The sequence below is a fragment of the Paenibacillus oryzisoli genome (assembly GCF_001653565.1).
GTDB lineage: Bacteria > Bacillota > Bacilli > Paenibacillales > NBRC-103111 > Paenibacillus_E > Paenibacillus_E oryzisoli.
Genome location: NZ_LYPB01000077.1, coordinates 1 through 21,259, shown reverse-complemented (window position 1 = coordinate 21,259; position 21,259 = coordinate 1). Strand labels below are relative to the sequence as shown.

Genomic DNA, 21,259 nt, shown 5'->3' with positions numbered 1-21,259 from the left:
CTTCACTGTCCTTGCTCACGCATGGGGATACGAATGCCATGTTTCACTGCTGTCTCTATTGCTTCGTCGTACCCTGCATCCACATGGCGGATGACCCCCATGCCGGGATCTGAGGTAAGTACGCTGCGGAGTCGCTCTTCTGCTGCATCGGTCCCATCAGCAACGACCACCATGCCAGCATGTAGTGAGTAGCCCATCCCAACACCACCGCCATGATGGATAGAAACCCATGATGCGCCCGCTGATGTGTTGATCAATGCATTCAGAATGGCCCAATCGCCAACAGCATCGGAACCGTCTTTCATCGCTTCCGTTTCCCGGTTTGGCGACGCTACCGAGCCGCAATCCAAATGATCGCGGCCAATCACAATGGGTGCTTTCAATTCGCCATTTCGCACCATGTCATTCAACGCCAGACCGAATTTCTCACGTTCCCCGTAGCCAAGCCAGCAAATGCGCGCTGGGAGACCTTGAAATGCGACGCGCTCACTCGCCATCGTGATCCAGCGACGCAGGTGATCATTGTCTGGGAACAGCTTCAGTACAAGTTCGTCTGTTTTGCGAATGTCTTCTGGATCACCAGATAGTGCTACCCACCGGAAAGGGCCCTTGCCTTCGCAAAAAAGCGGCCGGATATACGCTGGAACGAAGCCAGGAATATCGAATGCATGTGTAACGCCTTGGTCAAAGGCAACTTGACGAATATTGTTACCGTAATCGAATACAACGGAACCCATTTGTTGCAGGTCAAGCATCGCTTGCACATGGGTTGCCATACTGCTATTGGCTAGCTTCACATAGTGCTCAGGATCTTTCTTACGAAGTCGCGCAGCTTCCTCCAAGGAGAAGCCGGCCGGGATATAACCGATCAGCGGATCATGCGCTGATGTTTGATCCGTGACGAAATGCGGCTTGATGCCGCGACGCACGAATTCGGGGTATATCTCCGCTGCGTTGCCTAATAGGCCGATGGCCAATGGCCTGTTCTCTTCCATTGCTTTGTCCGCAAGCAATAAGGCCTCATCCAGTGTTTCCGCTATTACATCACAGTACCGCGTTTGGATGCGACGCTCAATACGCGTTCGATCAATTTCAACTGCGATGACGACGCCCTCATTCATGGTGACGGCTAACGGTTGAGCACCGCCCATCCCACCAAGACCTGCGGTCAACGTTAACGTACCTTTGAGCGAACCGCCATTATGTTGGCGTGCCGCCTCGGCAAAGGTTTCATACGTACCCTGCAGAATGCCTTGCGTCCCGATGTATATCCAACTGCCCGCTGTCATTTGCCCGTACATCATCAGCCCCTTCTGCTCCAGCTCGCGAAAATGTTCCCAATTCGCCCATTTGGGGACGAGAACAGAGTTAGAAAGGAGTACACGCGGTGCTCGTTCATGCGTTTTGAAAACACCGACCGGTTTACCTGATTGGATCAGCAGTGTTTCATTACTTTCTAATCGCTGCAACTCGCGGACGATGGCATCGAAAGAAGGCCAGTTGCGAGCCGCTTTACCGATACCGCCATAGACGACGAGATCTTCCGGTCGCTCTGCGACTTCCGAGTCCAAATTGTTCATTAGCATGCGCATAGCAGCTTCCTGAACCCAACCTTTGCAGATCAGCTCTATACCGCGGGGGGCACGAATGACTCTTTTGAGAGGATTCGAATCCATCATAAGCAATCTCCTTTTGAGTTACTCTTCTAGTCAAAATAGCTTACCAGCTACTTCCTCAACTGCCTGCAGCCACTCACCTTCCAGCAATGCAGTCGCCACGTTTTCGATATCACGAGATGTTGATCGATCCTCTATGACGGGGGGAACGAGCGTCCGCAACTTGTCGTACAGAACCCGAGTCGCAGGCGCAAGACCCTCAGCCCCCACGAATTCAGCCCCTTCCGCGGCACAAATCAACTCGATTGCCAGCACCTTGGACACGTTGTCGATCACCTGTGAGGCATGACGCGCTGCAGTTGTCCCCATAGATACGTGGTCCTCTTGATTCCCCGAAGAAGGAATCGAGTCCACGCTGGATGGATGGGCAAGCACTTTATTCTCGGAAACGATAGAAGCACTTACGTATTGCATGATCATCATGCCAGAATTCACCCCTGGATGATGGCTTAGAAAAGCAGGAAGTCCCCCAGATAGCGCTGGATTGACCAGCCGTTCGGTACGGCGTTCCGAAATGTTAGCGAGCTCGCTCATACCGATTTTCAGAAAGTCCATTGCAAATGCGATCGGCTGCCCGTGGAAATTGCCACCGGAGATGACGAGACCTTTATCCACGAATAACAACGGATTGTCCGTCGCTGCATTCATTTCTATCTCAATCTTATCTTGGACATAGGCAAGGACCTGACGTGTTGCACCGTGCACTTGTGGCAGACAGCGCAGCGAATAAGCATCCTGCACGCGAAGCTCTCCTTGACGTGTAGTCAACTTGCTGCCTTGCAACAGTTTGCACAAGTTCTTCGCTACACCAATTTGCTCAGGATAAGGTCTTACTTGTTGGACCTCATCGGCAAAAGCATCGGGAATGCCGCGCAAGCATTCAACGGTTAGAGCCGCGATCACATCGGCGATTCTCGCAAGTCGCAGCGATTTGATAAACGTCAACGTACCAATCGATGTCATGATCTGTGTGCCGTTGATTAGCGCAAGACCTTCTTTGGCCTGTAAACTAATCGGTTTCAGTCCCGCAATGGCAAGCGCTTTCTCTCCTGACAGGCGTTCACCGCGGTAAAATGCCTCCCCCTCGCCCATTAACACGAGGGCCAAATGAGACAGCGGAGCCAAGTCCCCGCTAGCTCCAAGTGAACCTTGCTCCGGGACGACAGGGTGTACGCCACGGTTAATGCAATCGATCAACAACTGCAGCGTTTCTGGACGGATGCCGGAATACCCCTTGGCCAGCGCGTTTGCGCGCAGCAGCATCAATGCACGAACCGTAGGCTCCGGCAGCGGTCTGCCAACTGCGCAGGCATGGCTGCGGATTAGATTAACCTGCAGCTGAACAGCGTCTTGCGGTGAAATCGTTACGTCGCTAAATTTCCCGAACCCTGTCGTGACCCCGTAGACTACCTGACCCTTTGTGACTAGTTCCTCCACCATGTTGCGACATGCCATCACGCGCCTCAGTGCCTGAGCATCAAGTTCGATTGGCACGAGATCATACACAACCGCTGCTACTAACTCTGGTATCAATTGCTCTCCGTCTAGGACAATCGGAGTCGCTTCTAGGCCGTTTTCTTGCTGCTTGTATACCATCGCCATGTCTACACAGACTCCTTTCCTTTCTCGCTTTACCAAAAGAAAGGGACCATACGGAAGTTGTTAACTTCCATACGGTCCCTTTTTGTTTAAAAAGAGGGTAGTATGCGATTGTCCGGTATCAAACTCCAGTCGATCCTTCATCGCGATCACCACTTTATCGTTTATTATGTTAGGGCCTAATCTTACCTAATCCTATTTTCACACGCTGCTTCGCGAGCTGTCAAGATGGCTGAAAGCCCAGTTGTTGCCACTTCTTTTGTCGAAAGTCGCATCACCGTTTCAAGATCGGTTTCAATTGTGCAATAATCTCTTCCATTTGCTTCGAGCATTGCTCGTACATGTCTTTGGCCTTTTTATTGTTAGTGGACAATCCATACAACATTAAATCGCCTTCACACTGTTTTAACGTTGCAAATAGGGCTGCTTTTTCCTGTGGGACAGGCACAGTAATCTTGTCATCATACAAATCAACAAACAATTGGCCATAAGAATCAACTTGACCTAAGAATACATTTTCGATCGTGACACCTATTTTTTCTAATTCCGTATTCAACCAACCTCGGCTGAAGCCTAAGGTCGCCAATGGTTCATCCATGATGACACCATCCATGATGACTGCCTGCGGCTCTTTCTCGGGTGCGACCTGGATGCCTAAATGTTTGGGCGTCAGCGGTTGATTCTCACGGGTTAACAGAACATTAATTTCTCCGCTAGGTTCCATTATGGCAAATTCCACATCGGCCACTTTAAATACCGACCTTTTGCGCAATTGCTCCATAAGTTCATCCGTGGTTAAGCGTTCTTTCTTTAAATTATCTTCCATGAGCTTGCCATCTCTAATGAGGATTGTTCCTTTGCTATCGATGAAATCCCGCGCTTTTTTACTTTTCATCTGCAGAAATTCAATGCCTAACGTACACGTTACCCATACCCCTATAGAGACCAACCCAAGATACCATTTCGTATCCGTGTCCAACGATATATACGCCGCAAGATTACCAATGGAAATCCCGGTTATGTATTCGAAGAAGGAGAGCTGAGTAACTTGCCTTTTACCCAATAACTTTGTCATAAGGAAAAGCACCACAATTGATAAAAATGTGCGTAAAACAATTTCAACCCAATCTACCACGATGAATCCTCCTCTTAATCAAACAACATGACAATTGTATTCAATTGTTTGTAGATTAGCCGAAAATTATACAATTAAATGGAAAATACTCCAGTAACAACCTAAGCATCTTTATCGAATGTATCTTTTCTACAAGTCCCTACTTACTCTAACGTTACTAACTGACAAACTTTTCAGCTCTTATGCATTTTATTGTTACCCTGTATACTAGCTGTGAAGCAAACCATAATTGATGAGTGGCTAATTGGGCCTTAGGAGGACTTATGGAGAAGAAACGCATCATTATAACTGGCGGCAGCGGTAAAGCGGGTCAGTGGATTGTAAAACATTTTGTTCAAAATAATTACGATGTCATTAATTTGGACGTTAAAGCTCCAGCGGAGACCATCTGTCGGACGATTATTACGGATCTCAATGATTTGGGACAGGTACATAATGCGCTATCGCAGTATAGCACTGGGAGCCGGCAAGAAGTGGCGGGTATTGTGCATTTTGCCGCTATTCCTCAAGCTTATACACACACGAACGATGTATGCTTTCGCAACAATGTCATGAGCACTTATCATATTTTGGAGGCAGCCGCAAACTTGGGTATTGGGAAAGTCGTTCTCGCTTCGAGTGAGTCGTCTTATGGCATATGTTTTGCCAGCGAATTTTTCGAGCCTCAGTATTTACCTATCGACGAAGAACATCCACAGTTACCGGAGGACAGCTATGGCTTGTCCAAGGTTGTGAACGAAGTAACAGCGCAGACTTTCAACCGCCGTACCGGTATGCAGGTAGTTAGTTTCCGACTAGGGAATATTCTTGTCCCCGAGAGCTATGCACAGCTAAAAGCCAACTTCGATGATACGGCTGCGCGCTTGCGAATCCTTTGGTCTTATATTGATGCAAGAGACGTTGCTACAGCATGTCTGAAAGCCATTGAAGCGGAAGGGCTTGGCGCGGAGGCATTAATTATTGCTGCCGATGATAGTTCGTCGAACCGGCTTACCCTAGAGTTAGTCGAGCAATATCTTCCTGGAGTCAAAGATATTCGCTCTCCGCTAGATGGAAGAACATCGCTTATTTCCAACGCAAAAGCGAAAAGACTCTTAGGATGGGAACCTCAATATAAACTGATGGAGCAAGAATAGAAGAAATTCATAGCACAAAAAGAAGATTCCGGATCGATACCGGAGTCTTCTTTTTGCGATAATAGAGGTTTCAGCGTCTTTCACATACGCTTAATTTAATTGAAGACTAACTCCACTAACGGCCATTTTAATTATTTCCGCCGGTGATTCTTGCCTACGCCAACCAAATGCACCATGTCCAACTTGCAACGCCCTGGATCATTTCCCCTCATGCAATCTTTTTCTGACATCAAAAGTTATGGATACTAATTACGTAGTCCAACACTTTTATGTAAATCCATAATTGTGTTAATCAGTTATAAAAATGCATATTCCTTAAGCTGCCTAAGACCGTTCTATTCCATAGGCAATTGCAAATTCAGATGTTATAATTTATTTCTCTACAACGAACAGACGCAGTGAGGGGGAGCCGAATTGCCACAATTTGCGCACGTATGGAAAAATAAAAGTAACTCATTATTTTTCAAATTGCTGACAAGCTTTGCCATCATTATCCTATTATTAGTCTCATTCAACTTTCTCTCTTATACATTCTTCCGGACGAACATCCAGAATGAAATTATTAACAATAACCAATTGAACTTAAACTCAGCTGTTAATAATTACGAGAAACAACTTGTTCTCATTAAAAATTTGGGCTTCAGTCTTTATTTCAACGAGAAAACCGAAATCATGAAGAGCACATCACCGAAGTTGAACTATGAATTGATAGCACAAATTCGCAAAGAATTACAGTCGACATTAACATCCCCATTTCTCTATCTGCACAACATTATCTATTTCTTCAAGGACAGTTCCTATGTCATTGAAAAAGAAGGCACAAGCACGGCTGACATCATGTTCTCCAAATTTTATTATAATGAATCTTATAGTTTGGCCTTTTGGAAGGAACAACTTGAGAAACCAACCAGTTTCAAAACATATCCAAACGCGAATTTTATTGAAAAAGGCCCTGAGAAGCCCATTCTAAAGGGCGATTTCATGCCCATTCTGATTAAGAATATTTATAATCAAAACTTCGGCATTATCGCATTACTCAATAGCAGTAAAATGTATGAAGCGCTTAAACCTCCAGGTAGCAGCCACTTCCTCATCTTAGACGAAGATCAGCACCCGATTTTTTCTTCTAGTGGAGATATCACAAAGACTGTTCTACCGCTAGATCAAATGACGGACCAACAAGGATACCGTCAAATGGATCAGAGTTATGTCTTTTATCAGAAAGGATCCGAAACAGGCTATACATATATACATACGATTCCATTAGAGCGAATTGCCTCACAAATTGTGAAGCTGAACTGGATATTAATCGGGTTGCTTGTTGTGTCCGTTGTGATTGGCATTGCAGCTTCGATATTCTTTACGATTAAATTGAATCATCCCATCGCAAGAATCATTGAGTCGATCAGCCAGATAAACGGCCCCACCTCGCCACGCAGTCAGATTAAGGAATTTGATCTCATTAGTGATAAGTTGAACGATTTACAACGCATGAACCGAGACATTCATGACGATTTGACGAGCAAGAACTCAGTTCTTCAACACTACATGTACATGAACAAACTGAAGATGATTCATGGCGGCGGGCAACAGGTAAAGATCCCCATGCGCAGTGATAAACCTTACCAACTAGTTCTGTTCCAGATGCAAATGAAGCAAGCCTTTCATGAACAGTCCGACATGGAAAAGAATAAGGCCATGTATTATATTCGGGAATACATCCATTATCATTTCACGAGGTCCCTAGAGGAATCACTCACTTTTCAAATAGAAAAAGATCAAATCCTGTCCCTTCTCTTTATCGAGCCCGGTAGATCGTTTGATCTGGACGCAAGCTTACATAGTCTGAAACAGGTTTTTGACCTGGACTTGGCCTACTGCTTAATTACAATTGCTACAAGTCCCCTACAGCATGAATCGGTTGATTTAGCAGAAGCTTATGAACAAGTTATAGCGCGTGCTTCCCAGCGAAGACTTGCTAATGAGACACTCATTGTAACTGAAGATGAACCTGCACCTAACAGTTTCGCACTGAGTGTTGCCGAAGAACAAGAATTTACGGCTAATCTAACTGCCGGCAACAGCGCTGCTGTCATCACTATCGTAAACCGTATATTTATCCAAATGCACAAGAAACGAGCAACCGCCTTCCAATTCACTGAATTCGCAAAGGACATTGCAGCTCGTGTAACCAAGCTACTCCAGTCTTCGGGCATTGAAACAGATCAGCTGCTTGGAGAGCAGCCTGTATCTGAACAACTCAGTGAATGCTATACCGTGGAACAATTTCAGCTCTTGTTTGAGAAACTGCTGACTGCAGCCTCCGAGCGGAACAAACACAAAAAATCGCAATCCGATTACTTCACCGACTTTGTCACTGAATATGTGGAGTCTCACTATGGGGAGGATATTTCACTCGAGCTGATGGCGGAGAAACTGAATATTACAGGCGCCTACTTATCTACCTATTTCAAAGAGAAGAACGGTATTAATTTCAGTGATTACATCAACAATTATCGTATGGACAGAGCCAAGGAAATGCTCGAAAAGACCCCATTGAAAATCCAAGAAATTTCCGAACGAGTCGGGTATCATAATGTGAATTCATTTATCCGCATGTTCAAGAAAGTAACAGGCATACCACCCGGCGAGTTTCGTAAAGGGGATGCTCAAAAGACAAAATCATCGCCATAAATTGGCGATGGTTTTGCCTTTTTGTGTGTACTATGTTACCTTCAATTTGAATCTTTGCTGTAAAAACATAACCAGTATCCTAGCCGCTTCTAACGCAAATGCAGGATCTCAGCGACATCTGCAAAAGATAATGCTGATACATGTAAATGGTTTTGTCGTTTTATCTACGCGTTTATCGCTTCTTTTCGAAATGAACACATGGCACGCGACTATCATGCTTATTAGGCATTCCATTCCTCTTTTATTGGCGAAGAAAAATATACGGAGAGATTGGCGGAAATTCATTTTAACATTCAATCCGAAAGAAGGAACAATTTCCATTTTATGAATCACTTTCCATTAATAGTTCGTCAATTTTCTTCATTCGTTTCTGTTCTCTACTTCTCAGTGTCCTTTCCTCCTGCCTTAGGGAAACGATTAAGGAAACACACATCCCGATAATGATAATCGCAAATGGAAGGGCTGCTACAATGGATGCTGTTTGTAAACCGCTTAAGCCACCGCTAATTAGAAGAACAATAGCAATAGATGACTGAAGAACTCCCCACACAATTTTCACTTTATTCGACGGGTTTGGATCTCCTTTGGTCGAGAGCATGCCCAAAACAAAAGTGGCTGAGTCAGCAGATGTTACAAAAAACGTAATAATCAATAAGGTGGCAATAAAGGCAATTATCCCCCCCATAGGCAACTGCTCTAATGTTAAAAACAAAGCAGATGTAACATCCTTTTCAGCCGCTGCAGCAATCGGATAATGATCAAACAATTCTAAGTGCAACCCTGTACCTCCGAATACAGAAAACCAAACGAAGCTAAATAAACTTGGTATTAAGAGAACACCTAATACAAACTCCTTGATTGTTCTGCCTTTGGAAACACGTGCTATAAAAGTACCGACAAAAGGACCCCAGGCTATCCACCATGCCCAATAAAATAACGTCCAGACACCGACCCAGGTCCCCTGTGTAAATGGAGTCATTCGTAGGCTCATGTAGACAATATTTTGCAAGTATCCCCCCAGCGTAGAAGTAAATAAATCTAGAATGAAGGAGGTTGGGCCAACTACAAATACGAAAGTCATTAGCAAGACAGCTATAATTAAATTAGTATTGCTCAATATTTGGATCCCTTTGTCCAATCCTGTCGTGGCCGAGAGCAAGAATAAAACCGTAACCACCGCAATAATGACCACTTGAACAAATGGACTTATTGAAAAACCGAACATATGATTTAATCCGCCATTAATCTGAAGTGCACCTAAACCAAGCGAAGTAGCAACCCCAAATACAGTAGCAATGATGGCAAGGGTATCTATTACACCTCCAACCCATCCCTCTGATATCTTGCCAAGAATGGGAGAAAAGACGGCGCTAATTAGCCCTCTCTTACCTTTCCGGAATTGAAAGTAAGCTAAGGCAAGCGAAATGATGGTATAGATTGCCCATGGATGAACTCCCCAATGGAAAAAGGAATAACGCATGGCTAGTCGTGCCGCTTCTATGGATGCTTCCGAAGCTCCTTCGGGTGGTGATAAAAAATGGGATAATGGCTCAGACACCCCCCAAAAAACAAGCCCAATCCCCATTCCGGCACTAAACAACATAGCGAACCAAGATGCTGTTGAATATTCAGGTTCATCTTCATCTTTTCCGAGTTTAATCCTTCCGTACTTACTAAACGCAAGATAGAAAGCAAAGACTAAGATACTAAAGGTTGAAATTAAGAAAAACCATCCAAAATTATTAATCGAAAAATCGAAGAGTGACGTCGCGGTATTAGCCAGTTTATTCGGGGCAAGAGCTCCCCATAAAACAAAAGCCAAAATAATAACAATTGAAACATACAAAACCATATTTATACCATCCCTATATCCTATTTTATAATAATATTTACCTTATCAGGAAATATAATGCATAAAATCCCTTTTCATATGATCCAAAACAAAATAGAGCCCCTCAAACACAGCTATTGTCATAATAGCTATGGTTTGAGGGGCTCTTACTTTTTTTACTCTCTATTATATATCTCTAGTAAACAACTTAGAAATAAACAACGCCTTCTTTAAAGCAAAAGAGATGCTACCTCATTATTCGTGTTTATGTACGTAAATTGGTTAGCACCCAGGCTTCTATATGCACTCCTTGACTTGTCCCTTTTTGTTACTACATGTATCGACTCAGAGCCCCACTCTTTACAGATTTGAATATACCTGCTACAAAGATTAAAACTGATTTCGAATAAATAAACTTTACTAATTTTGATGTCGGGAAGCACCCAAGTTGCAGCATTTTCTGTGTCAACCATGATAATTGAATCCACACCCATAGCTTCCAACTTTTTCTTTCCATACTTATTATTCGTGAGAGCATAATATTGAATTCCTTTTGAACGCAATAAATGAATGAAATCTTTTCCCGCTCGGTTAGGAGCATTGACTAATACATACTCAGATGAATTGAACTGTTCCTTGTTTTTCAATACACATTTCCCCCTTTTAGATGCAAGAGAATTAGCCTTTAATTGCCAGTCCAGCCAATCCTCGTTACCTCTACACAATTACGCTTACGAAGTTAGCTGTCGGATTCGGACCTGAGAATAGCCCTACTCAATACATCTGAGATTCACCCCAACTGTGCATGCTGCCATACACCTGCTTACTTGGTTCCCCCGCTCTTGCCTCGTGCAAGACTCAGCGTTTACCCATGCCTGCTTATTTCCTAATCATTTTCAACCAAAACCCACCATGCAAGCTCTTGGGTTCCAGCGTAATAATGAACGCTTTCGAATCTACGTTGCGAATACAGGCATACAAATACTTTTCATTTTTTCTCCGAGCCAATACTTCCAAAACCAATCTTTCTCCATCTCGTCCCCATCCAAGCCAAGAAGTAACACCAAATCCTTCTCTACGAAGGTGATACGCCATATCACTCTGCAATTCATTTGTGATGACTTTAATCGTAACATATCCAAGAGCAAGTTTCTCCTCAATCCATGAACCCACTAACACACCTAAACCATAGCCAACGGCATAAACAACTAGACAAGCCGGTTGATTAACATATTTGAGAACCAAATTAAGTCCCATTACATAGATAAGAATTTCTAACATGCTAATCGCAGCTGCTGTATATTTCTCCCCTTTTAATGTCAGGATCATACGGAGTGTGAAACAAGAAACGTAGACGATTTGAATCGCTAGAATGCTGCTTAATAGGGATAACACACCGCTTCACCTCTTTGGTTACCGATGAGGACCATCCACTAGGAAGGTCCTTAAACATCATGTCATGATAAGCGTTCAGCGATAAAATTGGGTCTAGGTCCCTTACCTGAGTAAGGCGCATTGAGTTTATTCAGCACACTATTGTATACAATGAAAACATTGCTGCGTGGGTCAGGGGTAATATTACTATTTGAACCGTGCATCAAATTACAGTCGAATAGGAGGATAGAGCCAGCTTTCCCAGTAGGAGCAACAATACCTCCTTGTTTGGCAAGCTGTTTTAGACTCTCTTGGTCAGGAACACCATATTCTTGACGGCGAAGTGAGGATTTATAATTCTCATCCGGCGTTTCCCCTACGCAGGAAACAAACGTACGATGTGAGCCTGGTATAACCATAAGGGGACCGTTGTTGGCATGATTATCTTCTAACGCAATGGAACAGCTAAGCGCTCGCATTCTCGGCATCCCATCTTCTACATGCCAGGTTTCAAAATCCGAATGCCAATAAAATTCTTTACCTGTAAATCCTTGTTTAAAATTAATTCTGGATTGATGAATATAGGTTTGACTGCCAAGAATTTGATTAACGATGCCTTGTAAACGTTGATCCGAAGCCATTTGTTTGAACACTTCATCATCACGATGCACAGCGAATATAGATCTAATTTCATCATTCCCTGGTTCTCTGATCACTTCTGGTTTCTGCACTTCTTTACTTTGCTCCCAAAGTCTTGTTAACTCTTGTTTCCAAAATTGAACATGCTCCTCGGTAAAAAAAGATTTCAAGAACAAATAACCATTTTCCTCGTAAAATGTAAGCTGCTCCTTACTAATTTCTGTCTGATTAATTGTAGGGTTATAAACCACGGGATCCTGCCGCTCTAGCAGCTTTGGTTCCTGATAGATTCTGGATGGATAACTGTCTTGCATGCTCGATCGATTTACCGTAATTTGCCCTTTAGATGTCAACATGGATTGCCACTCTCCTTATTAGATTAGGTCTAATGGGTATGTCCCCTCAGCATCATGAACTTCTCGACCTGTTGTAGGCGGATTAAACACACAAATCATACGCATATCCGTTCTACCGCGCAGCAGATGTTTCTCGTGACCGTTTAACACATAGAGGGTTCCTGCGGAAATAGGATAAACCTCTTCGCTTTCGAGTACTTCAATCTCACCTTCTCCTTGAATACAGTAAACGGCTTCAACATGGTGTTTGTACCATATCTCTGTTTCGGTACCGGCTTTAATCGTCGTATCGTGCAAAGAGAAGCCGACCTGGTCACTTTTCACAAGCAATCGTGTACTATACCAAGTATCTGTATCTACATGGAATTCAGTGCCAACTCTTTCTGCTAATTGTCTTACAATCATAGTCTCCTCCTCCTATGCCTGTTTACTTGTCAACTTTAATTCTGCAGCAATTTCTTCCATACTTTCTCGTAAAATGTCCAATCCTTGGACTAAGCCTGCTTCATCAATGATTAACGGCGGCATAATTTTGGCAACTTCACTGTCGGTTCCTGAGGTTTCCATGATCAGTCCCTTCGAGAAGGCACGTTCGCATATTCTCTCTGCTAGGCCACTAATTTCAAAGACAATACCTTGCATAAGTCCTCTTCCTCTGACCTTCCCTATTAATTGTGGGTAAGAGGCTACCATTTCTTGCAGACGAATATTCAGCAGCTTACCTTTTTCCATTATTCTCGTCGAGAATTGCTCATTCTCCCAATACCGAAGTGCTTCCGAGGCTGTAATGAAGGCCAAATTGTTGCCCCGGAAGGTGCCATTATGTTCACCAGGCTCCCAAATATCCAGTTCAGGTTTAATCAGTGTCAAAGCCATCGGCAATCCATAGCCACCGATAGACTTAGACAGACAGATAATATCTGGTTTAATTCCTGCCTCTTCGAAGCTGAAGAAAGTTCCTGTTCTTCCACAACCCATCTGTACATCATCGACGATGAGTAGAATACCTTGTTCTTTACATAACGTCTCAAGACTGCGCAACCATGAAATGCTCGCTTCGTTGATTCCGCCTTCACCTTGAATCGTTTCCACGATGATCGCTGCCGGCAACGATACACCGCTTCCCGTATCTTGAATATAATTTTTCATGTATTCAATTGTATCGACGCCATCACCCATATACCCGTCATATGGCATAGATACCGTATGATGTAAGGGAACACCTGCACCTCTTCGTTTGAATTTATTTCCTGTTACGGATAAAGCGCCGAGTGTCATCCCATGGAAGGCATTCGTGAAACCAATAACCGTTGATCTCCCCGTCACCTTACGGGCAAGCTTTAATGCGCTTTCTACAGAATTAGCACCCGTTGGTCCAGGAAACTGAATTTTGTACGAAAGCCGCCTAGGCTCCAGAATAATTCTTTGAAAACGTTTAAGGAACTGTTCCTTCGCTTCTGTTGCCATGTCTAAACTATGCGTAACGCCATCCCCTTGAATATACTGAATCAGCTTTTCCTTTAAATATGCGTTGTTATGTCCGTAATTTAATGCTCCAGCGCCAGCAAAGAAGTCAATATATTCTTCACCTGTTTGATCCCACAACTTATACCCTTTCGCTTTTGTAAAAATAGTTGGAAAAGAACGGCAGTAGCTGCGAACCTCAGACTCCAGCATGTCAAAAATATGTAGGGATGGTTTACTCGGATCTAATACTTTCATGAGTTAATTCCTCCAAATTTATGATTTATAGGTCCAATTTGTATCAATCGTTCATCCTCGTGTATATCTCCTGGAAATAGGTGCGAAGAGAAACCTTCGCTTTCCAAGAGAGGTGCGTCTATTTCCACCGCAAATTTACGAAATAAACGATTTGATGCTGCATTGTTAGGTGAAATTGTTGTTTCTATATACCGTACTTGGGTGCATGAAGCTCCTGTTATTAAATCACGTAAAAGAGAATACGCGATTCCCTTTCCTTGATATTCTGTTGAAACAGCAATTTGCCAAACAAAGAGTACCTCAGGATTGGATGGGCGAATTAGCGAGGTCACGAATCCAACAATTTCCTTATCAATTTCCGCTACTAAACAAGTATCAGTAAAATACTCACTCAACATGATGTAGCAGTAAGTTGAATTCACATCAAGCTTCTGACTATCCTTAACTCGCTGCCACATATACCTGCCATCCTGTACAGTTGCTTTTCTAATTACACAGTTATTCGTATCTAAAAGAGTCAAGAGGAATCCTCCTTCTTATTGGATAGATGTCGATACCTGCCCTACACCGCCCATATACCAGGTTTGTCGAAACCGACTTAGAAATGATTGCAATCTAGGACTTTGTGGATTTCCGAAAATCTGGTCCGACGTTCCCTGCTCAACGATCGATCCGCCATCTGTGAAGAGGATGCGATCTGCAATGTCCCTCGCGAAATCCATCTCATGCGTGATTAGCATCATGGCCATATCCCGTTGCGCTGCAAGATCCTTAATGACGGAAAGTACTTCCCCCACAAGCTCGGGATCCAGCGCAGATGTCGCTTCATCGAACAGCATAATTTTCGGTCGCATAACAACAGCTCTTGCTATCGCAACTCGTTGTTTTTGTCCACCTGACAAGCGAGACGGATACTCCATCGCCTTATCGGCTAAGCCAACTTTCTCTAGCATCGCCATGGCTCGTTGTTCAGCATCCGCCCGTTTCAGACCAAGGACATGAATAGGGGCTTCGGTAACGTTACCGAGTACGGTCATGTGAGGAAATAGGTTAAAATGCTGAAATACCATGCCAATATGACTGCGAATTTGATGCAAGTGTTTTTCATTTGCCGGGATTAACTTGCCCTTCATTGCTTGGTGCCAAAGCATTTGTCCACCCACCTCTATGGTGCCTGTTGTTGGTCGATCTAACGTCATGAGCATTCTTGCCAATGTCGTTTTTCCAGAACCACTTGGTCCAATGACGGCTACTTTTTCACTAGGGAATATATCTAGATTAATGTCTTTAAGAACTTGAATATCTCCATAAGACTTACTAACACCGCGATATTTTACAATGGGATTCCCATCTTGTGAAGCAGGTGTATTGAAACGTTCAATAGGGTTGCCGACTGACTTCTCTACTGCATCCATGTAAATACCCCTCTACTTATTTCTTTGGTAATATCTCTCTAACCATCCAACAAACAGTGATGAGGGATAGCTGAGCAGCAAGAACAACAGCCCCACTAGCGTAAATGCTTCCAAATATCGAAATGATCCGGAACCAATCGCTTTTGCTGTCTGTAAAAGCTCTACGAGTGTGATGGCAGACAGAATCGGTGTTTCTTTGAACATAGTAATTAAATAATTTCCCATCACAGGAATGATGGGTGGCAGCGCTTGGGGTAATATAATACTCCCCCACGTATGCTTAACGCTGAAGTTAAGTGCCCTAGATGCTTCCCACTGTCCCCTTGGAACAGCTTCAATACCAGAGCGAAACACTTCGGACATATAGGTACTATAATGAATACCTAGCCCAATAACACCTGTGGTAAATGGTGAGAAGGAAATACCGTACAAGGGAAGTGCATAAAACAGGACAAACAATTGGACGAGCAATGGTGTACTTCGTATAAACTCCACCCACGCTAGTGCAGTTCCAGCAAGTACCTTACTTTGTGATCGGCGAGCCAGTGCTAGCGGCAATCCAAGTACGATGGCAATGAAAAAACCTACAAGCGTCGCTCCGATCGTGATCGGTAATACCTTCAAGAGTTGAGGAAAAATATGCCAAGCATAGTCCCAATCCCACATGCTAATACCGCCCCCTAATTGTCCTACGCTCCATGTAACGAATAATTAACGTTAACGCATAGGAAAGGATAAAGTACAGGATCAGCATGCTGGTGAATATTTCAGTCGTCTTGGAGCTGTCGAACGTTCGCAATATCATACCTTGATAGGTAAGGTCTGTGAGTGTAATTAAATAGACCAATGAAGTTCCCTTCAACAACTCAATTTGCAAATTGCCGAAGGAGGGGAGCATTCGAACAAAGGCTTGTGGAAGAAGGATACGACGCATTCTTCCATACGGACTCATGTTCAACGCAATGGCTGCCTCATATTGCCCTTTGGGAACTGAAAGAACTGAGCTTCGTACAACTTCAGAACCGTAAGCCCCATAGTTCAACCCAAGTGCAATAACTGCGGCTGTCATGGCTGGAATCTGGATATCCAGGAGCATTGGAAGTGCAAAATACAACCAAAACAATTGAATTAACAACGAAGTGCCCCGAAAAACTTCAACATAAACCGTAGCTAAAATACGTACGAACCTAAAACGAGATAAGCGCATTAAACCGAAAGTGAACGATATAATTGCTGACAGTATAATTGCAAGCAAAGTAATTTCAAGCGTAACAAGTGCTCCACTTGCCAACAAGGGGAAAAAGGAAAAGAACGTCTGTGAACTAAACATGCGATTAACCTTTGGACAGCTGTTCGGCCGTCATATCACCGGGTAGTTCCTGATCTGTAAATCCAAATGGCTTCAATATTTCTAGTAATTGTCCTGACTTTTTCAACTTATCCAATTCTGAGTTGAAGGCTTCTCTAAATGCTGTATCCTCCATACGAAATGCCGCCGCGCCGTAACCTCTAATGCTTTTTCCATCGATTTCTGGTTGTGTAAAGTCCATCACCCGCTCTATCTTACTATCTTTGGCTGAGGTTAGTGATGCTTGTAAGGAAGGTCCTGTCATCGTTACTGTCTGTACACGTCCCGCTTGTAAAGCAGAAATAGCCGAAGGTTGATCTGGTACTGTAACGATTTGATCTTTGGCCACGCCAGATTTCACCAAGTATTCATTCTCGATAGCGCCTACCATGACAGCTACCTTGACATCCTTATTAGCAGCGATATCTTTATAGCTATGTAAATTGTGAGGATTTCCTTGTTTAACAGCAATCGCTTCGCCAATACTGTACTCTGGATTTGCAAATGCAACTTCTTTGCTTCGCGCTGGGTTAACAAACATACCTGCCGTAATGATATCGAACCGTTTCGCCTTCAATCCGGGAATTAAAGACCCGAATTCGGTTAAGACGCCATTCATCTCATTAATCCCCATATTTTTCAAAATAACACGTGCCACTTCTACGGCCTCTCCCGTTAACTTACCGTCTGGCGTTGCATAAGCATACGGATTTTCATTCGCAAATCCAACTGTAATGAACCCTTGTTTTTTGGCTTTCTCAAGTGTATTCTCCTGGGTCGTTGACTTTTCATCGTCTGCATTTGTTTGGCTGCTTGTACTTTGGGATGTACAACCCACCACTGTCAGCACGAACAGTAAACATAGCGCGTACGAAAACAACTTATTCATTCAAAAACTCCTTTTTTCCATTAATTTGGGGCCCTACACAAGTGTAACATGATCCTTTATGTATCACACCCTTGGTTAGACTGCCTCAGAGTCGCTCAGCCCCTCTGTCCCTCCTTAAGCGTAAATAAGATGACATATGCAAGAAAAAACTCGCTTATCCCTCCAAATGCTCAATTATACGCAATATTCAAATTATATCGTTAAAGGAGAGAAAAACGGCAATAATGCTCATTATCACGTGATTATTCTATATTTGTTTGTATAAATGGCGATTTTTCGCTAAAATTATGTTAATTAGATCATTTACGGCATATTTTCGAAAAGTTTAGGCAGCGTGAAATCGTGAATGAAGGATTTGAAGTATTCTCCACCCACTATGCAGCGCGAACTGTATTAAGAGCTCTTATCGATAGCCTTGGTGCCCTGAAGTTACTATCTGAAGAAGAAGGAACGATATTTGAGGTATCTATTCAACACCTGCCCTATCGCTCCACTCACCTTCGTCAGTTACCAAAATTAGAAAATTTGTTGATTTTACGTGTATACCTCGGCCAATCATATCTGATACCACATTGGAAATACAGAATAAGGTTAGGAGATCGTTTATTGGTTAGTGGCCCGCCAGAGCAAGTCGAAGCATTTCGAGCAGTTGTAAGTTAACCAACTAATTTAGGAGGACTCATATTGAAGCAACGTATTTCTTACACCCATTTACAAAAACTTGATGCGCAACAACAAAATAAATTGCGCGAGCTGTGGGAGCCGCAAGAAGGCGAATACATGGCCACAGGTGACCATGAAGAAATGATTTATTTTTTAAATGGGGTACAAAAAAAGAAGTCACTTCCCTTACTGTCTCTTGGTCAAATGATGGCTTGTTTATCTCAAACTGGAGACAAGTTCTCTGTGAATTTTTCTGAGAATACTTGGGAAGTTTCGTTAGATGGTAGAACCTTTCTAGACGTTGAATTATGTTCTGCTCTCTTCGAAGCGCTCATCGCTAAAATATAAGCATTTATGTTAAATGCCAATAGCCCGCCGAACAAATCCTGCTGTCTGCAGTAGGGTTTGTTCGGCGGGCTTATCCCTATTATCAATAGTATAATTACTTTTCTCGCTTCTTAGATTTCTTACGCTTCGTATTAACTTCCAATCTAGTTGGTATTGTTAGCTCATTTATTGGCCTTTTCCAACCATCATCACATGTACAAAAGCCATTCTCATCTTTAAAAAGTATTTCAATGACCTTACCATCGCTTGTTTTCATTATCATAATGAAACTGCTCTCCCCTCTAAGTTAAGTGGCTTGAGGCAATTCCGGAAGTTCATTAACAGAAATTACGTCATGCACAATTTTCTGCGGTTTTTCCCAAAGCTTTTCACTTCCTGGCAAATCATCAAACCAAGCTGCTTCACTAGGTCAATCTAGCACCATAAATTTGCCATACTGGTTATCCCTTGATTGATGATACTTCAAGTAAGCCTTACCATTTTCAATCGCTAGAATTTCAATTTTGCCAGAGGTATGACTCATTGACAATCTTACTCGCTTACCAAGACCAGATGTTTGGGATTTGCTCAGCAGTCGAGTAGCTTCGAATCAGCTCGAGTAATTCTTTATCCTCAGAAATCCGCATCGGATTAAAGACGGGTATTTTGGAGCCCAAACGAATAATCTTCACATGCTCGATCTTACGCAGTTCTTCAATAATTTTTCTTAGGCGACTCGTCGATAGAATTAAACTATCTCCACCCGTCAGAAGTGTGTATCATTAACTCGAAACACAAACTTCTCCGTGATTGCTTTCAACTTTCTCCGTTCCGCTTCAGGAATATCCAAATTAAACTGCTCAGACCGTTTATATGCCTCCTTTTATCATAAATTATGGATGGGTAGCTATAAGCAAACAAAAAGACCCGTATTGCAAAGAAATCGCAGGAAATCTACGAGTCCCATTGCTGTAACGGGTCTTAATACATATAAAAACCCGTCAATACGGGTCAAAATGCAATTATTTGCATCATAAAAAAACTTGACCCATCCACTGCTGACGAGGTTAGCTGCCGGGCTCGGGAAAGATGGTTCCCTACTTCAAAGATTCGCCCCAAAAAATTGGTTCCCCCGCTTTCCGAGCTTACGTAAAAGCTGGAAATTAAGCGTAGGTCTATCTTACACAATGCTTATTCATCCGTCAAACCAATTCAGTAATACAAATGATATCGACAAATACCTATATGGCCAAGTATTACAACCCCAATTACATTTATTTTCGTATTGACATATATTCGAAAGCAGTTTAAATTTAAGGCATACACGGTATACGATCAGTAACTTATTCATATTTACAAACTAACAATATATTATTGCGCTATGGAGGAGCCTGTCACCAAGGGCTCCTTTTGTTCTTTTTTCGACACTTGGAGTCCTTGATAGGACTCTTTTTTATACAATGAGTAGTTGATTTCTTTTTGTAAGCATACATTTTTTTGGAATTTGCTCTCTAAGCACTTGTTATTTAGGGAATAATACTAACAAAAACATGAACATTTAGGAGGCATTATGGAACAGCAAGCAATCTTGGCAATTGGAATCTTTCTTCTTACTTATGGCATGATCATTTCTGAAAAAATTCATCGCACCATTGTTGCAATGATCGGTGGCGTCTTGATGGTTGCACTTGGTATAGTTGATCAAGAGTCAGCTCTACATCACATTGATTTCAATACACTTGGACTCTTAATTGGTATGATGATCATTGTAAGCATCACTGCTGAAACTGGATTATTTAAGTATATTGCGCTAGTTGCAGCAAAGAAAGCAAAAGGTGATCCTGTCAGGATTTTAGTTTCGCTCGTCCTTATAACGGCAATTGGATCAGCATTTCTTGATAACGTTACAACCGTGCTTCTCATGGTCCCTGTTACTTTCAGTATCACACGGCAATTGCGCGTTAATCCCGTCCCTTTCTTAATTACTCAAATTCTTGCATCAAATATCGGTGGCACTGCAACGTTAATTGGGGACCCACCTAACATCATGATCGGAAGTGCTGTTAAGGAATTGACCTTTATGGCCTTTATCAACAATCTTGCTCCAATTGTCGCGGTCATTATGGCTGTCACAATTCCGATCTTCGTATTCATATTCCGCAAGCACATACAGACGACACCTGAGTTAAAGATGAGTATTATGCAAATTGACGAAAAAGAGGTGATCGCAGACCGAAAACTACTGGTCAAAAGTCTTTCCATCTTGGGTCTTACAATTATTGGTTTCTTTCTCCACCAAATGCTACACCTTGAATCAGCGACTGTAGCCTTAGCTGGGGCTTTCCTGTTACTACTCTTAACTGGGGAACACTCGATGGAAGAAGCTTTTACCAAAGTTGAATGGACTACGATTTTTTTCTTTGTTGGACTGTTCGTCTTAGTTTCAGGTTTAGTG

At 42.9% G+C, this 21,259-nt stretch carries 20 protein-coding genes, 1 pseudogene and 2 riboswitches; of the genes and pseudogenes, 5 read left to right on the top strand and 16 right to left on the bottom strand.

The window, feature by feature from the left end:
• Positions 1-2: 2 nt before the first annotated feature.
• The 3 genes from hutU to A8708_RS22900 all read right to left on the bottom strand — a co-directional run bounded on the left by hutU (position 3) and on the right by A8708_RS22900 (position 4,410).
• The gene (hutU, locus tag A8708_RS22910) at positions 3-1,676 is read right to left on the bottom strand and encodes a urocanate hydratase (protein WP_420848599.1); all 1,674 of its coding nucleotides are present in this window, start codon (positions 1,674-1,676) and stop codon (positions 3-5) included.
• 33 nt (positions 1,677-1,709) lie between these two features.
• Positions 1,710-3,272 carry a histidine ammonia-lyase gene (gene hutH / locus A8708_RS22905; protein ID WP_068667726.1) on the bottom strand — a complete coding sequence of 521 codons (1,563 nt, stop codon included), beginning with the start codon at positions 3,270-3,272 and terminating at the stop codon, positions 1,710-1,712.
• 277 nt (positions 3,273-3,549) lie between these two features.
• A complete protein-coding gene (locus A8708_RS22900; protein ID WP_157264977.1) occupies positions 3,550-4,410 on the bottom strand; it encodes a DUF421 domain-containing protein in 861 nt (286 codons plus the stop codon).
• Positions 4,411-4,673: 263 nt separating this feature from the next.
• Between A8708_RS22900 and A8708_RS22895 the strand changes: the two genes are divergently transcribed.
• Both A8708_RS22895 and A8708_RS22890 read left to right on the top strand, forming a co-directional pair.
• Positions 4,674-5,546, top strand: a complete 873-nt coding sequence (locus A8708_RS22895) for an NAD-dependent epimerase/dehydratase family protein (RefSeq protein WP_068667634.1) — start codon at positions 4,674-4,676, stop codon at positions 5,544-5,546.
• Positions 5,547-5,960: 414 nt separating this feature from the next.
• On the top strand, positions 5,961-8,240 hold the full coding sequence (locus A8708_RS22890) for a helix-turn-helix transcriptional regulator (RefSeq protein WP_068667633.1): 2,280 nt from the start codon (positions 5,961-5,963) through the stop codon (positions 8,238-8,240).
• A 322-nt stretch (positions 8,241-8,562) separates the two neighbouring features.
• Here A8708_RS22890 and A8708_RS22885 read toward each other — a convergent pair whose 3' ends face one another.
• From A8708_RS22885 to ehuB, 11 genes are all read right to left on the bottom strand, one after another.
• A complete protein-coding gene (locus A8708_RS22885; RefSeq protein ID WP_068667632.1) occupies positions 8,563-10,092 on the bottom strand; it encodes a glycine betaine uptake BCCT transporter in 1,530 nt (509 codons plus the stop codon).
• Between the two features lie 209 nt (positions 10,093-10,301).
• Positions 10,302-10,718, bottom strand: coding sequence for a hypothetical protein (locus A8708_RS22880; RefSeq protein WP_068667631.1), 417 nt, complete (start codon positions 10,716-10,718; stop codon positions 10,302-10,304).
• A gap of 66 nt (positions 10,719-10,784) precedes the next feature.
• Positions 10,785-10,945, bottom strand: a riboswitch (cyclic di-AMP (ydaO/yuaA leader).
• 5 nt (positions 10,946-10,950) lie between these two features.
• Positions 10,951-11,466 carry a DUF2179 domain-containing protein gene (locus tag A8708_RS22875; RefSeq protein WP_068667630.1) on the bottom strand — a complete coding sequence of 172 codons (516 nt, stop codon included), beginning with the start codon at positions 11,464-11,466 and terminating at the stop codon, positions 10,951-10,953.
• 62 nt (positions 11,467-11,528) lie between these two features.
• Complete coding sequence (thpD, locus tag A8708_RS22870) at positions 11,529-12,440, bottom strand: ectoine hydroxylase (RefSeq protein WP_275667927.1); 912 nt, start codon at positions 12,438-12,440, stop codon at positions 11,529-11,531.
• Positions 12,441-12,458: 18 nt separating this feature from the next.
• On the bottom strand, positions 12,459-12,845 hold the full coding sequence (locus A8708_RS22865) for an ectoine synthase (RefSeq protein ID WP_068667629.1): 387 nt from the start codon (positions 12,843-12,845) through the stop codon (positions 12,459-12,461).
• 12 nt (positions 12,846-12,857) lie between these two features.
• Positions 12,858-14,162: a diaminobutyrate--2-oxoglutarate transaminase gene (gene ectB, locus A8708_RS22860; RefSeq protein ID WP_068667628.1), complete on the bottom strand. Its 1,305-nt coding sequence runs from the start codon at positions 14,160-14,162 to the stop codon at positions 12,858-12,860.
• Positions 14,159-14,683 (bottom strand): diaminobutyrate acetyltransferase, encoded by a 525-nt coding sequence (gene ectA / locus A8708_RS22855; protein WP_239696810.1) that lies wholly within the window; start codon positions 14,681-14,683, stop codon positions 14,159-14,161. Before ectA ends, ectB begins: the two co-directional genes overlap by 4 nt.
• Positions 14,684-14,698: 15 nt before the next feature.
• Positions 14,699-15,577, bottom strand: a complete 879-nt coding sequence (ehuA, locus tag A8708_RS22850) for an ectoine/hydroxyectoine ABC transporter ATP-binding protein EhuA (RefSeq protein ID WP_068667627.1) — start codon at positions 15,575-15,577, stop codon at positions 14,699-14,701.
• Between the two features lie 12 nt (positions 15,578-15,589).
• On the bottom strand, positions 15,590-16,243 hold the full coding sequence (gene ehuD, locus A8708_RS22845; RefSeq protein WP_068667626.1) for an ectoine/hydroxyectoine ABC transporter permease subunit EhuD: 654 nt from the start codon (positions 16,241-16,243) through the stop codon (positions 15,590-15,592).
• Position 16,244: 1 nt separating this feature from the next.
• On the bottom strand, positions 16,245-16,907 hold the full coding sequence (ehuC, locus tag A8708_RS22840) for an ectoine/hydroxyectoine ABC transporter permease subunit EhuC (protein ID WP_068667625.1): 663 nt from the start codon (positions 16,905-16,907) through the stop codon (positions 16,245-16,247).
• Between the two features lie 4 nt (positions 16,908-16,911).
• Positions 16,912-17,814: an ectoine/hydroxyectoine ABC transporter substrate-binding protein EhuB gene (gene ehuB / locus A8708_RS22835; protein ID WP_068667624.1), complete on the bottom strand. Its 903-nt coding sequence runs from the start codon at positions 17,812-17,814 to the stop codon at positions 16,912-16,914.
• A 342-nt stretch (positions 17,815-18,156) separates the two neighbouring features.
• Here ehuB and A8708_RS35595 point away from each other — a divergent pair, with 342 nt between their 5' ends.
• Both A8708_RS35595 and A8708_RS22830 read left to right on the top strand, forming a co-directional pair.
• On the top strand, positions 18,157-18,474 hold the full coding sequence (locus A8708_RS35595; protein ID WP_167355915.1) for a TrkA C-terminal domain-containing protein: 318 nt from the start codon (positions 18,157-18,159) through the stop codon (positions 18,472-18,474).
• Between the two features lie 24 nt (positions 18,475-18,498).
• A complete protein-coding gene (locus A8708_RS22830) occupies positions 18,499-18,825 on the top strand; it encodes a hypothetical protein (RefSeq protein WP_068667623.1) in 327 nt (108 codons plus the stop codon).
• A 94-nt stretch (positions 18,826-18,919) separates the two neighbouring features.
• On the opposite strand, the gene A8708_RS35590 is transcribed toward A8708_RS22830, so the two are convergent.
• Complete coding sequence (locus A8708_RS35590) at positions 18,920-19,081, bottom strand: hypothetical protein (protein ID WP_204787615.1); 162 nt, start codon at positions 19,079-19,081, stop codon at positions 18,920-18,922.
• Between the two features lie 30 nt (positions 19,082-19,111).
• A pseudogene (locus A8708_RS34980) lies at positions 19,112-19,577 on the bottom strand (hypothetical protein); the annotation flags it as partial.
• 268 nt (positions 19,578-19,845) lie between these two features.
• A riboswitch (cyclic di-AMP (ydaO/yuaA leader) is annotated at positions 19,846-19,984 on the bottom strand.
• 390 nt (positions 19,985-20,374) lie between these two features.
• Here A8708_RS34980 and A8708_RS22825 point away from each other — a divergent pair.
• On the top strand, positions 20,375-21,259 hold an 885-nt coding region (locus A8708_RS22825), incomplete at its 3' end, for an ArsB/NhaD family transporter (RefSeq protein WP_068667622.1).

Bases quoted from the DNA above. Each gene is read 5' to 3' on its own strand.
- hutU (WP_420848599.1), bottom strand. From the start codon at position 1,676: ATGGATTCGAATCCTCTCAAAAGAGTCATTCGTGCCCCCCGCGGTATA.
- hutH (WP_068667726.1), bottom strand. From the start codon at position 3,272: ATGGTATACAAGCAGCAAGAAAACGGCCTAGAAGCGACTCCGATTGTC.
- A8708_RS22895 (WP_068667634.1), top strand. From the start codon at position 4,674: ATGGAGAAGAAACGCATCATTATAACTGGCGGCAGCGGTAAAGCGGGT.
- A8708_RS22885 (WP_068667632.1), bottom strand. From the start codon at position 10,092: ATGGTTTTGTATGTTTCAATTGTTATTATTTTGGCTTTTGTTTTATGG.
- thpD (WP_275667927.1), bottom strand. From the start codon at position 12,440: ATGTTGACATCTAAAGGGCAAATTACGGTAAATCGATCGAGCATGCAA.
- A8708_RS22865 (WP_068667629.1), bottom strand. From the start codon at position 12,845: ATGATTGTAAGACAATTAGCAGAAAGAGTTGGCACTGAATTCCATGTA.
- ectB (WP_068667628.1), bottom strand. From the start codon at position 14,162: ATGAAAGTATTAGATCCGAGTAAACCATCCCTACATATTTTTGACATG.
- ehuA (WP_068667627.1), bottom strand. From the start codon at position 15,577: ATGGATGCAGTAGAGAAGTCAGTCGGCAACCCTATTGAACGTTTCAAT.
- ehuD (WP_068667626.1), bottom strand. From the start codon at position 16,243: ATGTGGGATTGGGACTATGCTTGGCATATTTTTCCTCAACTCTTGAAG.
- ehuC (WP_068667625.1), bottom strand. From the start codon at position 16,907: ATGTTTAGTTCACAGACGTTCTTTTCCTTTTTCCCCTTGTTGGCAAGT.
- ehuB (WP_068667624.1), bottom strand. From the start codon at position 17,814: ATGAATAAGTTGTTTTCGTACGCGCTATGTTTACTGTTCGTGCTGACA.
- A8708_RS35590 (WP_204787615.1), bottom strand. From the start codon at position 19,081: ATGAAAACAAGCGATGGTAAGGTCATTGAAATACTTTTTAAAGATGAG.